Annotated in this window: 14 protein-coding genes; 4 read left to right on the top strand and 10 right to left on the bottom strand. The window is 64.0% G+C overall.

Translation table 11 applies throughout. From position 1 onward, the window contains the following. Positions 1-129 precede the first annotated feature (129 nt). From ACSYG9_RS12350 to ACSYG9_RS12340, 3 genes are read right to left on the bottom strand one after another with little or no spacing between them, the layout of a single operon-like run. Positions 130-540, bottom strand: a complete 411-nt coding sequence (locus ACSYG9_RS12350) for a VOC family protein (RefSeq protein WP_440127418.1) — start codon at positions 538-540, stop codon at positions 130-132. Between the two features lie 10 nt (positions 541-550). Beyond that, positions 551-988 (bottom strand): helix-turn-helix domain-containing protein, encoded by a 438-nt coding sequence (locus tag ACSYG9_RS12345; RefSeq protein ID WP_440127417.1) that lies wholly within the window; start codon positions 986-988, stop codon positions 551-553. Positions 989-1,048: 60 nt separating this feature from the next. Further along, positions 1,049-2,056 (bottom strand): LacI family DNA-binding transcriptional regulator, encoded by a 1,008-nt coding sequence (locus ACSYG9_RS12340; RefSeq protein WP_454842663.1) that lies wholly within the window; start codon positions 2,054-2,056, stop codon positions 1,049-1,051. Between the two features lie 147 nt (positions 2,057-2,203). Here ACSYG9_RS12340 and ACSYG9_RS12335 point away from each other — a divergent pair, with 147 nt between their 5' ends. Together ACSYG9_RS12335 and ACSYG9_RS12330 are read left to right on the top strand one after the other, a co-directional pair. Then, a complete protein-coding gene (locus ACSYG9_RS12335; RefSeq protein WP_454842662.1) occupies positions 2,204-3,391 on the top strand; it encodes an acyl-CoA dehydrogenase family protein in 1,188 nt (395 codons plus the stop codon). A gap of 112 nt (positions 3,392-3,503) precedes the next feature. After that, positions 3,504-3,959, top strand: coding sequence for a TerB family tellurite resistance protein (locus ACSYG9_RS12330; protein WP_440127414.1), 456 nt, complete (start codon positions 3,504-3,506; stop codon positions 3,957-3,959). A gap of 80 nt (positions 3,960-4,039) precedes the next feature. Here ACSYG9_RS12330 and ACSYG9_RS12325 read toward each other — a convergent pair whose 3' ends face one another. The 6 genes from ACSYG9_RS12325 to ACSYG9_RS12300 all read right to left on the bottom strand — a co-directional run bounded on the left by ACSYG9_RS12325 (position 4,040) and on the right by ACSYG9_RS12300 (position 11,244). Then, positions 4,040-5,485: an alkaline phosphatase PhoX gene (locus ACSYG9_RS12325; protein ID WP_454842661.1), complete on the bottom strand. Its 1,446-nt coding sequence runs from the start codon at positions 5,483-5,485 to the stop codon at positions 4,040-4,042. Positions 5,486-5,660: 175 nt separating this feature from the next. Beyond that, the gene (locus ACSYG9_RS12320) at positions 5,661-7,415 is read right to left on the bottom strand and encodes a cholesterol oxidase substrate-binding domain-containing protein (protein WP_454842949.1); all 1,755 of its coding nucleotides are present in this window, start codon (positions 7,413-7,415) and stop codon (positions 5,661-5,663) included. 73 nt (positions 7,416-7,488) lie between these two features. Next, positions 7,489-8,298, bottom strand: a complete 810-nt coding sequence (locus ACSYG9_RS12315) for a metal-dependent hydrolase (RefSeq protein ID WP_454842948.1) — start codon at positions 8,296-8,298, stop codon at positions 7,489-7,491. Between the two features lie 174 nt (positions 8,299-8,472). Continuing rightward, positions 8,473-8,946, bottom strand: a complete 474-nt coding sequence (locus ACSYG9_RS12310) for a ferritin-like domain-containing protein (RefSeq protein WP_440127410.1) — start codon at positions 8,944-8,946, stop codon at positions 8,473-8,475. A gap of 306 nt (positions 8,947-9,252) precedes the next feature. Further along, the gene (locus tag ACSYG9_RS12305) at positions 9,253-10,713 is read right to left on the bottom strand and encodes a catalase (RefSeq protein ID WP_454842660.1); all 1,461 of its coding nucleotides are present in this window, start codon (positions 10,711-10,713) and stop codon (positions 9,253-9,255) included. Positions 10,714-10,815: 102 nt separating this feature from the next. Beyond that, a complete protein-coding gene (locus ACSYG9_RS12300; RefSeq protein ID WP_440127408.1) occupies positions 10,816-11,244 on the bottom strand; it encodes a transcriptional repressor in 429 nt (142 codons plus the stop codon). Between the two features lie 108 nt (positions 11,245-11,352). Between ACSYG9_RS12300 and ACSYG9_RS12295 the strand changes: the two genes are divergently transcribed. Further along, a complete protein-coding gene (locus ACSYG9_RS12295) occupies positions 11,353-12,249 on the top strand; it encodes an LLM class flavin-dependent oxidoreductase (RefSeq protein WP_454842658.1) in 897 nt (298 codons plus the stop codon). A gap of 60 nt (positions 12,250-12,309) precedes the next feature. Here ACSYG9_RS12295 and ACSYG9_RS12290 read toward each other — a convergent pair whose 3' ends face one another. Continuing rightward, positions 12,310-13,767 carry a catalase gene (locus tag ACSYG9_RS12290; RefSeq protein ID WP_440127406.1) on the bottom strand — a complete coding sequence of 486 codons (1,458 nt, stop codon included), beginning with the start codon at positions 13,765-13,767 and terminating at the stop codon, positions 12,310-12,312. A gap of 300 nt (positions 13,768-14,067) precedes the next feature. Between ACSYG9_RS12290 and ACSYG9_RS12285 the strand changes: the two genes are divergently transcribed. Further along, the gene (locus ACSYG9_RS12285) at positions 14,068-14,856 is read left to right on the top strand and encodes a DUF5602 domain-containing protein (RefSeq protein WP_440127405.1); all 789 of its coding nucleotides are present in this window, start codon (positions 14,068-14,070) and stop codon (positions 14,854-14,856) included. Positions 14,857-14,860 lie beyond the last annotated feature (4 nt).

The raw sequence follows: 14,860 nt of genomic DNA, 5'->3' as shown, positions 1-14,860 counted from the left end.
CTCCGGAGGCCGCAGTAGTGACCTGCTCGACTGTGCCACGCGGTTACTGCAGCGTCAGCCGGATCAATAGATATCGGCAGTCGGACTTGCTCTGACATATAGCGATGTGAAGTGTGAAGATATTGCAGTTCAGCTGGTTTCGTTGATCCGGATCAGATTTCCCGCGGGGTCACGGAAGGCGCAGTCGCGCACGCCGTAATCCTGATCCATAGGTTCCTGGAGAACCTCGGCACCACTGCCTTCGAGTTTCGCGAAGAGTCCGTCTAGGTCGTCCGTGGCCAGCGTGAGGGCGCCGTAGTTCCCTTTCGCCATCAACTCGAGGATGGTGTTGCGTTCGTCGTCGCTGATAGTGGGGTCTGCGGCAGGCGGGTTCAGGACGATGGATGTCTCGGGCTGGTTGGGGGGCCCGATCGTGATCCACCTCATGTTCTCGTAGCCGACGTCCTTGCGGACCTCGAATCCGAGTGTGTCGCGGTAGAACGCCAGGGACGCTTCCGGATCGGTGTGCGGGAGGAATGTGTAGTGAATGGTGATGTCCATGGCGCCAACGCTAGCGACGTCCGGACACCTGCGCTTCTCGATTCCTGATCGGTCTCGTCACCTGCTTCGCGACACAGGCCGGTATCCCTTCCGTCCCGTACGCAGCCATGTCCTTGTAGACACTCGGCGGCATACCGACCAGTTCGGCGAAGCGGGTGCTGAAGGTCCCCAGCGAGGAACAACCGACTTCGAAGCACACATCGGTGACACTGAGATCACCGCGGCGCAGCAGCGTCATCGCCCGTTCGATCCGGCGGGTCATCAGGTACGAGTACGGCGATTCGCCGTAGGCTTTCTTGAACTGGCGACTCAGATGCCCCGCCGACATGCCCACCCCGCGCGCGAGTGCGTCCACGTCGAGTGGCTGGGCATACTCGCGATCCATGCGGTCGCGGACACGGCGCAACAGGACGAGGTCTCGGAGTCGCTGCGCATCGCCGTTCGTCACGTGCGTGATCGTCCTCGGTCACCGTGGCGTTGTCCAGCAGTGACCGAACGAAAGGGCGGATCAGGTCGATCTCCGCGCGACAAGTTCGACCGGGAGTCTCGTGGACTCCACTGCGCGCCCTTGCACGAGTTCGAGCAGGCTGCGCACCGCGACGGCCCCGATCTCGTGGGCGGGCGAGCGGACCGTGGTCAGCGGGACGGGCAACTGCTCGGCGATGGGGATGTCGTTGTAACCGACCAGGGCGAGGTCGTCGGGGATCGTGAGGCCGAGATCGCGCGCGACCCCGAGGACACCGATCGCGATCGTGTCGCTGACCGCGAAGACCGCGCGCGGGCGATCCGGGCGATCCAGCAGCACGCGAGCGGCCTCGACTCCCCCCGCCACATCGAAACCCGACCGGACGATCCACTCGGGACGCAACGAGACCGACGCACTCTCGAGAGTGTCGACGAAACCGTCACGCCGGTCCCGAGCGGTGCTCGCGTGGTCGGGGCCTGCGATGATCGCGACATCCGAGTACGCGCGGTCGAGCAGATGTTGCGCGGCAAGGCACCCGCCCCGGTAGTCGTCGCCGACGACGAAAGGCAGTCCCGCGTCTGCATGTCTGGTGACGCACAGCAGCGGGAGGGGGCCGAGCGCGAGCGACTCGACGAACGGACCTCCGGGAATGTGCAGGCTGCTGAGCAGTAGACCGTCGACCTGCCGCCCCACGAGCAACGAGATGGCGCGGCGCTGCGCATCGAGGTCGTCGGGAGGACTCGACAACAGCACCGAGTATCCGGCGCCCTCGGCCGCTTCCTCGATGCCCTGGTACGTCGTGGCGACGACGCCGTCGGTCAGTCTGGGCATCACGACGCCGAGCGTGGTGGTCTTGCGGGTGCGCAGGCTCGCCGCCCACAGATTGGGCCGGTAACCCAGCTGCTGCGCTGCCTCGCGCACACGTTGCGCGGACTCCGACCATCCGTCGACGGGCTCGGGCTGGCGGAGCACCCGCGATGCGGTCGAGACGTGCACACCGGCGCGCTCGGCGATCTCTTTGAGAGTCGGTGCGCGGTCGGGTCGGGCCATTCGGCTCTCCTGCTCGTTCGTGTCTGCGCGGGTCCGGGTTGACGACCTGCATCATCCGCCTTAGCGTAGGTGATGCAAACGTTCTCGCAATCGTTCTTGCATACGATTGCACAAACGATGCTTCTCACCTCGAACCCGGAGAAACACATGTCGAACGCCCAGTCCCTGACACAGCTCTTCGCCCTCGACTCACTTCTCGAGCCGGAGGAAATCCAGATCCGCGACACCGTCCGCACGTTCGCGAACGGGCGCATCCGCCCGCACATCGCCCAGTGGTTCGAGGACGCGAAACTCCCCGCCCGCGACCTCGCCAAGGAACTGGGCGGACTCGGTGTGCTCGGCATGCACCTCGACGGATACGGCTGCGCGGGAATGAGTGCAACCGCCTACGGGCTTGCGTGCCTCGAACTCGAGGCCGTCGACTCCGGCATCCGCAGCCTCGTCTCCGTGCAAGGCTCCCTCGCGATGTTCTCCATCCACCACTGGGGAAGCGAAGAGCAAAAGCAGGACTGGCTGCCGCGGATGGCCACAGGCGAGGCGATCGGCTGCTTCGGTCTCACCGAGCCCGACTTCGGCTCCAACCCGGCCGGTATGCGCACCAACGCCAAGCGCGACGGCGACGACTGGGTCCTCAGCGGTACCAAGATGTGGATCACCAACGGATCGATCGCCGACGTCGCCGTGGTGTGGGCCCAGACCGACCTCGACGAAGGCGCGAAAGGCATCCGGGGTTTCGTCGTGCCCACCGACAGCCCGGGATTCTCCGCTCCCGAGATCCACGCCAAGATGTCGCTGCGTGCCTCGGTTACCTCCGAACTCGTCCTCGACGGTGTGCGGCTGCCGTCCTCGGCGATGTTGCCACTCGCCAAGGGCTTGCGAGGCCCCCTGACCGCCCTCGGCGAAGCACGGTTCGGCATCGCGTTCGGTGCGCTCGGTGCTGCGCGCGACTGCCTCGAAACCGCCATCGACTACGCCCGGTCGCGGATCGTGTTCGACAAGCCACTCGCGTCGTTCCAGCTGACGCAGGCCAAGATCGCCGATATGGCGCTCGAGGTCGGTAAGGGCCATCTACTCGCCTACAACCTCGGCCGGATCAAGGACCGCGGCGAGGCCACCCCCGAACAGATCAGTACCGGCAAGCTCAACAGCGTCCGTGAGGCCATCGCTATTGCGCGTGAATGCCGCACTATCCTCGGCGCGAACGGCATCACTCTCGAATACCCGGTCATCCGGCATGCCAACAACCTCGAATCGGTGCTGACGTACGAGGGCACCTCCGAGATGCATCAGCTGTCCATCGGTAAAGCACTGACCGGAGAGGCCGCGTTCCGGTGACCGGCGGCCGGACTACGCTCCACGGCTCGAGCTGCCGCAGACCTCACAAAGCACTTTCTTCACATCCGATGGCAGAGTGGTTGGTGCACGAACACCGACACGAAGGGCCACCATGGCGTTCTGGGATCAACTCAAGGCGAAGACCACCGAGCTGAGCGCACAGCTCAAAACCAAGACGGATCAGTTCAAGAACAAAGAATTCGCGAACGCCAGCATGGCGATGTGCGCGCTGATCGCCGCTGCCGATGGCAGCATCGACCCCTCCGAACGGCAGAAGACCGCGGCGCTCATCATGAGCAACGACATCCTCGCGGTGTTTCCGAAGGACGAACTCCGCGACAAGTTCGACTGGTACTGCAGCAAGCTGGAGTCCGATTTCGATTTCGGCAAGGTCGAAGCCACCGCCACGATCGCCAAGTTGAAGTCGAAGCCGGATCAGGCCCGCGCAGTCATCCAGATCGGCATCATCATCGGTGGCGCCGACGGCCACTTCGACGACCATGAGAAGGCCGCGGTGCGCGGCGCTGCACATGCGGTCGGGATCAACCCCGCGGAATTCGATCTCTGACATCCGACGAACGAAAAGTGGAGCCGCACACACTCGATGTGCGGCTCCACTTCTCGTCGCTCTCGCCGTCGGAGCCCGGGCTAACCGATCGGACGGATCCAGGGGCCGGTGATCGCCAGGGTCAGGCCGGGCGTCTGAATGTTGACGAACAGCGTCCGCCCGTCAGCGCTGAACGCAGGGCCGCAGAACTCGCTGTCATTCATCTCGTTACGCGCCAGCGAGAACGGTGCACCGCTCGGCGTGACGCCGATCAGATGGCTGACTCCATCGCCGTCCTCGGCGAGGACAAGTCCGCCGTGCGGAGAAACGGTGATGTTGTCGGGACCGTCGTAGTTGCCGGTGTCGACAGAAGGATCCGGATTGACGCCGAAGAGAACCTTCAGCTCGGCAGTCTCGGAAGCGGGGTCGTAGAACCACACCTGCCCGTCGTGCTCGGCGATGCTGCCGTCGTCGAAACGGGCGTAACTCGCAACGAAGTACGCGCCGCCGTCGCCCCACCATGCACCTTCGAGCTTGCGGCTCCGAGTGACTTCTCCATCTCCGAACTGCTCACGGATGGGTGCGTCGTTCGCATTCCGGTCGGGGACGTCGACCCACTGCACGGCATAACGCGTTCCCGGCTCGATGGCCTGCGACAGATCGGTGACGAAGGCGCCGTCCTGGAAACAACTCATCGCCTGGAGCATTCCTGCCGTGTCGCCGACGGACTGCGCCAGCTCGCGCAGTGCTCCGTGCCTGCCCACAAAGCCCTGCGGGGGCACCCATCGGTAGAACAGACCATTGGGCTCGTCGGCGTCTTCGGTGAGGTAGATCGCGCTTGTTCCGGGATCGACAGCGACGGCTTCGTGCTCGAATCGGCCGAGGAACGTCAGCGGCACCGGGCTGGTGCCGACGTTCGCCTCCGCGCTCGCGGGGTCGACCTCGAAGACATAGCCGTGATCTCGGGTCAGACCGTTGTCGCCGGCGCGATCGTCGGTCTCCTCACACGTCAACCACGTGCCCCACGGGGTGATACCGCCGGCGCAGTTGTCGACGGTGCCCGCGAGACTGACGTACTGACCTTCGCGCCGACCATCGGGTCCGACGAGGATCGTGGTGGTGCCGCCACGAGCACCCGGGTCATAGGTCAGACCCTCGACCACGGGGACCGCGAAGGGGTCTTCACTCGCGTCGTCGCCGATTTCGTGGTTCGACACCACCGTAGCGCCGTTGCCTCGCGCGAACACACCCAGCGCATCCGGGTTACTCGGAACCGGGTTGCCGTCGTCGAGCAGTGTTTCCCCCGACGTCGCGAGCACGGTATACGAGAAGCCGATCGGGAGCGCGAGCAGCCCATTGGGATCCGGAATGAGTGGACCGTAGCCGACAGCACCTGGCGCCGCTGCCGCGATACCCGGCCGCACAAGTGCGTCGAGACTTCCGGCGAACGCAATGCCGACACCTGCAAGCGCAGTACGGCCGAGAAAACCCCGGCGATTCAGTGCGGAGCCATGATTCAGTGCGGAACCAGTGACTACGGAGCTCATTTTCCCATACCTCCACAAGATCGAATACAGACTCACGGGACGGTAGTGATCGCGCTGTCCATGCCGATGGAGGTATTGCGTCGTTCAGATGAACTACACCGGAATTCACCGTGCCGAGTACCCGACATCGGATTCCGGCACGGTGGTGCCCGCGCCGGGTGAATCCGCTTCCGCGTCAGAGCAAGGTGTCGAGGAAACCATTGCTGAAGACGCGATGTGGATCGTGCCGGTCGAATGCCGCTCTCGCCGCGTCCCAGCCCTCGTCGATTCCCAGCCCGGTGCGATACATGGCAGGAACGGTGTCGCCGAGGAACTGCTGGTTTCGATATCCGCCCTCGGCATCGAACGCCCAGCCCTTGGACCACTCCGAGCGGAACGTCGCGTAGTCACCGGAGTAGTTGGCGACCATCCACGTCTCCATCTCCTGGAAGAACTCGGGCAGACCCGCTGTGCCGGGAAGCGACACGACGTTCATCCAGATCGCAGTGTCCCAGTCGGGCCGATCAGGCCGCGGCCGCACAGGTGACAGATTCGGCGCGCCGGCAGAAGCGACGAGCACCTCGTCCTGGTTGTCGACCGTGCACATCCGCACCTCGAACGGGCCGTTGACGGGGTACAACCCCTGCGACGCGAAGTCGCTCATCCGGGCGTGCAACCACGTCGTGAACTCGTTGATGACCTGCGCGATGTTCTCGCGCTTCGTCACCACCACACCGCCGCCCGCGATGACGCGCAGTGTGGTCGCCCGCAGATAGAACAGCAGATCCTTCGACCAGCCCCAGAGGTCTTCGGTGCCGGTGGCCTTCAGACCTGCCGCGACGGCACCGAACTGCGACGCACCGAATGCCGGGGTGATGGCCTGATTGCCGCTGACCACCTGACCGAGCGGGGTGGTCACCAATTCTGGGATGCTGTCGGTGAAGAAGTAGTTGTAGGGTCCGTGCACTTCGCGTGAGGTGGGCGGCTTCTCGGGAGTGACCGACCAGACCTTGAGCCACGGGGTTTCGGTGAACGGAAACCAGATGGCCTCGACGCGTCCGGACTCCTCTGCGTACCGCTCGAACGTCCGGCCTTGCGCACCCGGCGGCGCGAAGAGTTCCTGCCACGGCACGTCGGTGAAACTCTGACAACGCAACCGATAATTGACACCTGCCATCAGCGTCACAGAGGTGACGAAGGTACGGCCGAGGTGGGTGAGCAGGGGTGTGATGTCCGGATCGGAACGGCGGAACTCTCGCAGTTCGTACTCCCCCACCGTGGCGTTCCAGACCACTGCGGTGAGCGAGACGATGAGGTTCGACAGGGAACCGAAGGATTGCCCCGGGACGGCCTGTTCCCCTGCGGCGGGGTAGGTCGCGCCGTGGGCACCGATCGACAGGGCCCCCGCGATGGTGATGTCGCCGATCGCCGGTGAATTGGCCCAGCCGAGACCTTCGGCCTGGAGTGCCGAGAGGATCGATTCGAGGCTCGCGCCGCCACCCGCAGTCACGGTGGCCGGAGAACCTCCTCCGTCGACGCTCACAGAGTTCAGATGCGTGATGGTGTCGATGAGCACGATCTTGTCGGCACTCTCACCGGGCACGAGAGTGAGCGGGCTCCAACTGTGCATCGATCCTCTGGGACGGACACAGTAGCCGTGGCCGTGAGCCCAGTTCGCAATGCGCACGACATCGCCCGGTTCGCGCGCGGCGGCTGTCCACACGGCGTCGAACCGGATGGTCTTCGCCCAGTTCTCGAAGCGCTGCTGAACGAGCGGGATATCAGCGGGAAACTCAGGAGGTGCGGGGATGGTCGCGCGCGGGTCGCCGAGCGGGACGGCTCCTGCTGGAGCCCATCCCAACCCCGCAAGCGCCGCAGCACCCGCAGCAGCGCCGAGGAAGCCACGCCGACCGAAGGCAACGCTCGAGGTTCGTTCGCTCACGTGGACCAGCTCCGTTCTGTGGAGAAATCAGGACGGAGCAAAAATAGAACAAGTTTCTTTTCGATGCCAGTGGCTTCAAAATTCAGAACGCCAAACCGGAAGCCTCGAGCGCCCCGAAGACGTAATCCGGGACACCCTCGACGGACCAGAGAGCGAACCCGGCTGCGGCAACGGTCATCGCAGGCCCGAGGAACACCACCTCGAACGGTCCGCCCGCCTTGATGGAGATCGCGCGCGGAAGTTTGAACTCCCACCACCGCTTCCCTTGCCACGGCACGAACGGAGCAAGGAACGGGATCCCCTCCTTCGTGATCGCGTCACCCAGACAGTGCGTGACGCACCCGAGGGCGACTGCCACCCCCAAGCCGGTCGATCCCACATCCCCGGGGAACGCCGTCCACATCAAGATCGAGAGAATCGCAGCAACAAGGGTGACCACGAACCATCCGTACTTCTTGGCCCAAGTGCCGAAGAGGCCGCGCAGCGCGAGACCCAGGGTGATGAACAGGACGCCGATGATCGCATTCCGTCCGAACTGAGCAACCAGTAGCGACACACCCGTTCCGGCCAGCGCCGCGAACAACGCCGTGTGCGTCATGGTGCGGTGGCCACCCGTGCGCTTTCGGTCCTTACTGCCCCGCGTAACGTTGTAGTACGCCGCAGAAACCGCACCGACGCCACGCGCGAACGCCTGGCTGACCGGACCGAAGGACCGCGCGACGGTCGATTGAGACGTATCGAGATCGGGCAGCAGCGCCGATCCGGCACAGACTCCCGCGAAGGCGAGAATCTCCGGCGTCGAGGTAGGGCCACCCCATTCCCGCGGCAACACGTCGGCGACCAGGAGACCGACGAGCGCTCCGGATACCGCATGGGTAGGTCCCATCACCATGTCGGACAACACCTTTCGTTCGAACTCCGCCACCCGTCCGATCGGAGGGGATCGAACACCCAACCTAGCAACCACTACCGACACACCTGTCACACGGATCACTGGCGAATCCCACCGGAACGACCGAAGGCCGCCCACCGAGACGGTGGGCGGCCTTCGAGTTCATCGTTCAGGTCAGGCGAGCTGCGCCTGCCACATCCAGTGAAGCTGCTCGAGGCGAGCAGCCTGACCGATCAGCAGATCCTGTGTGACCGGGTCTGCATCGCCGGTGACCTCGATACCTTCACGCAAGCGCGCAATGACCGCTGCGAGATTACCTACGATCGAAGCGACGACCTCGGTATCCTTGCTCCAGCCGTCGCCGAAGCCCTTGGTGCCGCTCTCACGGGCAACCGTTGCGACCCGGCCGTCCGGGCTGACACCGATGGCGGTCAGCCGCTCGGCCACCTGATCGGTGAACTCGCGAGCAGTGGCGACGAGTTCGTCGAGGTCGAGATGGATGCTGCGGAACTGGGACCCGACGACGTTCCAGTGTGCCTGCTTGCCGATCAGACTCAGATCGATCACATCTACGAGCACGTTCTGCAAGGCGTCTGCGGCAACCTTCCGGTTCTCGTCCGACAGCGTGCTGCTGATGGGGCTGTTCATCTTTCGCACTCCTCTCATTTTTCGTATATCGCTGGGTTCAACAGTTGTCATGCCCGAATGCTTCCTGACCGAATCATTCTGTGGCCGAATCCACATCCGGGCGAAGCCCGGTGTCACATGCTCATGTCGGCCGAGGCGCCGACGTGACCCCGGACCCGTCGCGAGGCATGATGGTTGTACGGTTCATCATCAACCGACCTAGGGGGTTCACACCATGGACGCACAGTCTCTGATCGTCTGGGCACTGGCCGTTGCGATCTACTTGTGGGGCCTGGCCTGACGCCTCGGGGCACACACCCCGAGACCTCACTCGCCTCCGGCCCGCACGCCCACCTCGACCCTCTTGCCCAGATCTGGGTCGACGTTGCGCCAGTATTCGAAGATGCGCTCGTACAAGGCTTCTGAGGTGCCGGCCAGGACATGGCCGACGATGTTGCCGACCAGGAGTTCCCGCGTGGCGTCGTCCATGACCTCTCGGACCAATGTGCCTGCCTGACCGAAGTCGTCGTCCTCCGCGTGCTGCACATACGCAGCTCGCACCGCCTCCGGACCGAAGGTCCACAGCCCGTCATCACCCGCGCGCTCGGGGTCGGCATGCGGTCCGCCGAAGCTGTTCGGGGCGTAGACCGGCGTCGCCGGGTCATTGAACGAGTACGCCATGTTGCCGTCCTGCGAGTACGACTCCACCTTGTTCTTCGGAGTGTTGACCGGCAGCTGCCCGTGGTTGGCGCCGACCCGGTAGCGGTGCGCGTCCGCGTAGGAGAACACACGGCCGAGAAGCATCTTGTCGGGCGAGAAGCCGATGCCCGGAACGATATTCGAGGGTGCAAAGGTCGCCTGCTCGATCTCGGCGAAGAAGTTGCGTGGGTTGCGGTTCAGCGTCCAGGTACCGACCTTGATCAACGGGTAGTCCTTCTGCGACCAGACCTTCGTGAGATCGAACGGGTTGAAACGATAATCCTCGGCCTCCGCAACGGGCATCACCTGCACGTGAAGCGTCCAGCTGGGGAACTCACCTCGTTCGATCGCCCGGTACAAATCGGACCGGTGGTAATCGGGGTCGGTGCCTGCGAGCACATCGGCCTCCGTAGCGGTGAGTGTGTCGATTCCCTGGTCGGTCTTGAAGTGGTACTTCACCCAGAATCGCTCACCGGCGGCATTGATCCACTGGTAGGTGTGCGAGCCGAAGCCGTCCATGTGCCGCCAGGTACGCGGAATGCCGCGGTCCCCCATCAGCCAGGTCACCTGATGCGCGGTCTCGGGACGCAGCGTCCAGAAATCCCACTGCATGGTGTGGTCGCGCAGACCGGAGCCGGGTAGGCGCTTCTGCGAATGGATGAAGTCGGGGAACTTGATCGGATCCTTGATGAAGAAGACCGGTGTGTTGTTGCCGACGAGGTCGTAGTTGCCGTCCTCGGTGTAGAACCGCACCGCGAAACCACGCGGGTCGCGCCACGTGTCCGGACTTCCCTGCTCACCGGCGACCGTCGAAAAGCGCACCAGCGACTCAGTTTTCACGCCGGGCTGGAACAGCTTCGCCTTCGTGTAGGCGCTCACATCCTCGGTCACGACGAGTTCACCGAATGCGCCACCACCCTTCGCGTGGACCACTCGCTCGGGGACACGTTCACGGTTGAAGTGTGCGAGCTTCTCGATGAGGTAATGGTCGTGCAGCAGGATCGGACCTTGCGCACCCGCGGTCAGCGAGGTGTCGTCACTGGCGACAGGGTTACCGGCGTTGTTGGTGGTGAAACGGGTGTTCGTCATGTGAGACCTCCAGATGAGCGGTTCCCCGTGGGAGCGGGTACGACGCGTCGACACGGTCCGTGAGAGCGGCACCGTGCGTGAAGTGGATCAGTGAATGAGAGTTCAGCGGCAGGACCGGCACAAACCCCAGAAGGTCACCTCGGCTTCGTCGATGACGAAGCCTCCGGCATCCGACGGAGTAAGGCAGGGCGCAGCGCCGACGGCGCAGTCGACGTCGACGACAGTGCCGCAATTGCGGCAGACCAGGTGGTGGTGGTTGTCCCCGGTGCGGGTCTCGAACCGTGCCGGGGATCCGGCCGGCTCGATCCGCCGGAGGAGTCCGGCGCCCACGCAGGCTCTGAGTACGTCGTAGACGGCCTGGGTCGAGACCTTGCCGAGCTCGTCCCGCACAGCGGCGGCAACCTGATCGGCATCCGAATGTGGGTTCCGGGCAACCATATCGAGTACTGCAACTCGCGGAGCCGTCACCCGCAAACCCACGGAACGAAGCTGTTCCTTGGGGTCGAAGTGTGAGTCATCCGTTCGCTGCATGCCACCAAGTATGCCTCTTTTCTGGAATTAGTCAAGAAAAGGATCGGTGTGGCCGTGCTCACCGGCTAGGGTGGACACGGTCGACTCCGTCGAGGGAAGGAACATCCTATGCCCGACTACGGTCAGAAACTCCGGTTCGGAAGCTTTCTCACGCCCACCGCGGCCGACCCCACGATCGTCGTCGACCTCGCCGTAAGATCCGAACGTGCCGGACTGGACCTGGTCACCATCCAGGACCACCCGTACCAACCCCGCTTCCTCGACGCATGGACTCTGCTGACCTGGATTGCAGCAAGAACCGACACCGTGACGATCTCTCCGAATGTCGCGAATCTTCCGCTACGAGGACCAGCGATCCTCGCGCGCAGCGCCGCATCGCTCGACCGGCTCAGCGGCGGGCGTATCGAACTCGGAATGGGAGCCGGGAGCTTCTGGGACGCCATCGCTGCCAACGGGGGGCCACGACGCGGCGCAGGAGAATCGGTCGACGCACTCGTCGACGCCATCGCGGTGATCCGAGCCCTCTGGTCGGACGAACGCGGTGCGGCACGTGTCAGCGGCGAGCACTACAGCGTCGACGGCGCCAAGCGCGGACCGGCCCCGCTACACGACATCGGAATCTGGCTAGGCGCGTATGGGAAGCGGATGCTGGCGGTGGCGGGACACTACGCCGACGGATGGCTACCGAGTTCCTTCAATGCCGGACCGGACGCACTCGGCGCGATGACCGAGCGAGTGGACGCGGCTGCACACGAGGCGGGTCGCGACCCTGCTGCGATCCGCCGCCTGTACAACGTCAGCGGCACCTTCGGCGACGCCGCAGATGGTTCGTTTCTCAACGGTCCGCCACGAGTGTGGGCCGAACAACTCGCCGACGTGGCGCTGCTTCACGGCACCAGCACCTTCATTCTCGGGAGCGACACCGCCGACGACCTCGAACGCTTCGCAGGCGAGGTCGCGCCACTGGTGCGCGACCTCGTCGACGCTGAACGGAAGGCGACCTGACTCGGTTTCGACGGTAGGGGCCGCCTGCGTGCGCAGACGGCCCCTATCCATACAACTGACCTAGATGGGGCGTTCTCCCTTGAGGGCAGCAATCGCCTTCGCGACGCCCTCGCCGTAGGCAGGGTCGCACTGCGTGCAGTTGTCGATGTGACGCTGCACCACGATCTCCTCGGCGCCGTCGATCGCGCGAGCAGTGTTTTCGAACAACGCCTGCTTCTGCTCGTCACTCATGTTGTTGAACAACACGCGGGGCTGCGAGAAGTAGTTGTCGTCGTCCTCGCGGAAATTCCACGCGTCGGCGACGTCGCCCACCGACTGAGGCGGATTGCGGTATTCCGCCTGCTCCTGCCACTGACCGTAACTGTTCGGCTCGTAGTGCAGCTTGCCGCCGTGATTGCCGTCGACCCGCATCGCGCCGTCGCGGTGGAAACTGTTCACCCCATTCCTCGGTGCGTTGACCGGGATCTGGAAGTGATTGACTCCCAGCCGGTATCGCTGTGCATCGCCATAGGAGAACAGACGACCCTGCAGCATCTTGTCGGGCGAGAAACTGATGCCGGGAACCACATGTGCAGGGTTGAAGGCGGCCTGCTCGACTTCCGCGAAGTAGTTGTCGGGGTTGCGGTTGAGCTCCCACTCGCCGACCTCGATGAGAGGGTAGTCGCCCTTCGGCCAGACCTTCGTCAGATCGAACGGGTGGTAGGGCACCTTCGCCGCGTCTGCCTCGGGCATGATCTGCACGCACAGCTTCCACTTCGGGAAGTCACCGGCCTCGATCGCATCGAACAGATCACGCTGAGCGCTCTCGCGGTCGGTGCCGACGATGGCCGCAGCCTCCGCGTCTGTCAGATTCTTGATGCCCTGCTGGACACGGTGATGGAACTTCACCCAGAACCGCTCCCCCTGGGCATTGATGAAACTGAAGGTGTGTGAACCGAAACCGTGCATGTGCCGGTACGAAGCGGGTATGCCACGGTCACTCATGACGATGGTGACCTGGTGTAGCGACTCGGGGAGGCTGGTCCAGAAATCCCAGTTGTTGTTGGGACTACGCAGGTTGGTTCGCGGGTCGCGCTTGACGGCGTGGTTGAGGTCGGGGAACTTCAGCGGGTCGCGGAAGAAGAAGACCGGCGTGTTGTTGCCCACGAGGTCCCAGTTTCCGTCTTCGGTGTAGAACTTGACCGCAAAGCCGCGAATGTCGCGCTCGGCGTCGGCAGCGCCGCGCTCGCCTGCCACCGTGGAGAACCGGGCGAACAGTTCGGTCTTCTTGCCGACCTCGGAGAAGATCTTGGCAGTGGTGTACTGCGTGATGTCGTTGGTGACCGTGAACGTCCCGTATGCACCCGAGCCTTTCGCGTGCATACGGCGCTCGGGGATGACCTCGCGGTCGAAGTGCGCGAGTTTTTCGAGAAACCAGACGTCCTGGAGCAGTTGCGGACCACGCGGTCCGGCGGTGATGACGTTCTGATTGTCGGGAACGGGAGCACCTGCGCCGGTCGTCAGCTTGTCCTGGGTCATTGTCGTCCCTCCGTAGGCATGCGTGGATATACGCGCGTTCAGTCGAAGTTCGTATCCAGTTGTCGCGCTACCACTCCGGGCTGCGAAGCGGCGGCAGTCCCTGGCGTTTCACAACGCGAGTTCCGTTGTGTCACCAATCACACTTCACCACCTTTTCTTGAATAGGTCAAGAAAACGAGGCATAAAGTCCCGATGCGCCGGCAGGCAGAACCGGAACATCACGATTCAACGTACCCGCCGCGGCACCGGCCGTCAGGAAATACCATCCGAATCACCGGCCTCATGCACCACAGGAGAACCATGGCTATGCGAACGCGCCCACTCTCGCTCCTCGCCACGGCCTGCGCACTCCTCGTGGCCACCTCTCCCACCGCACACGCAGGCGGGATGTCCGGTGTCGTCAGCGCCGACGAGGTCTCGGTCGGTGCAGGAAACGCGCATACCTATGTGGCGTTCGACGACGACCGCACACCGACCGCAGTCGGTGTCCGCCTCGACGCAGCCGCCCTCGACGGACTCCCGATCGGGATGCTGCCGCACACGCAGGAGTACGTCCTGCCGCTACCCGAACAAGCCACGACCACGATCTTCGACCACGTGACCCTGGACTGGAATTCGCACGGTCACAACCCCGAGCACGGCTTCGACATCCCCCACATCGACGTGCACTTCTATCTGATCGACGCGGCCGCCAGGCGTGCGATCGATCCACTGACGCCGGGCTACATCGAGGCGTCGACCCGACTCCCCGACCCTCGGTATCTGCCCGACGGATATACCGCAGGCGACGATCCACTCCTGGGCACCGTTCCCGGGATGGGGCTGCACTGGCTCGACGCCCGCGAATCCGGCCACCACTTCACCGAGACCGTGCTACATGGAACGTGGGACGGAAAGGTCGTGTTCATCGAGCCGATGATGACGCGGCAGTGGCTCACGTCGAAACCTGATCTGCACGAGGATCTGCTCCAACCCGCCGCTTACCAACAGTCCGGCGCCTACCCCACGACCTATTCCGTGGCCTGGGACGAGCCCGCACAGGAGTACGTCATCGAACTCGGAGGGCTCACGCCGCGGGAACCGTCCTAGGTCG

This window comes from Rhodococcus sp. SJ-2, assembly GCF_053750035.1.
This window is presented reverse-complemented; position numbering and strand designations above follow the sequence as displayed.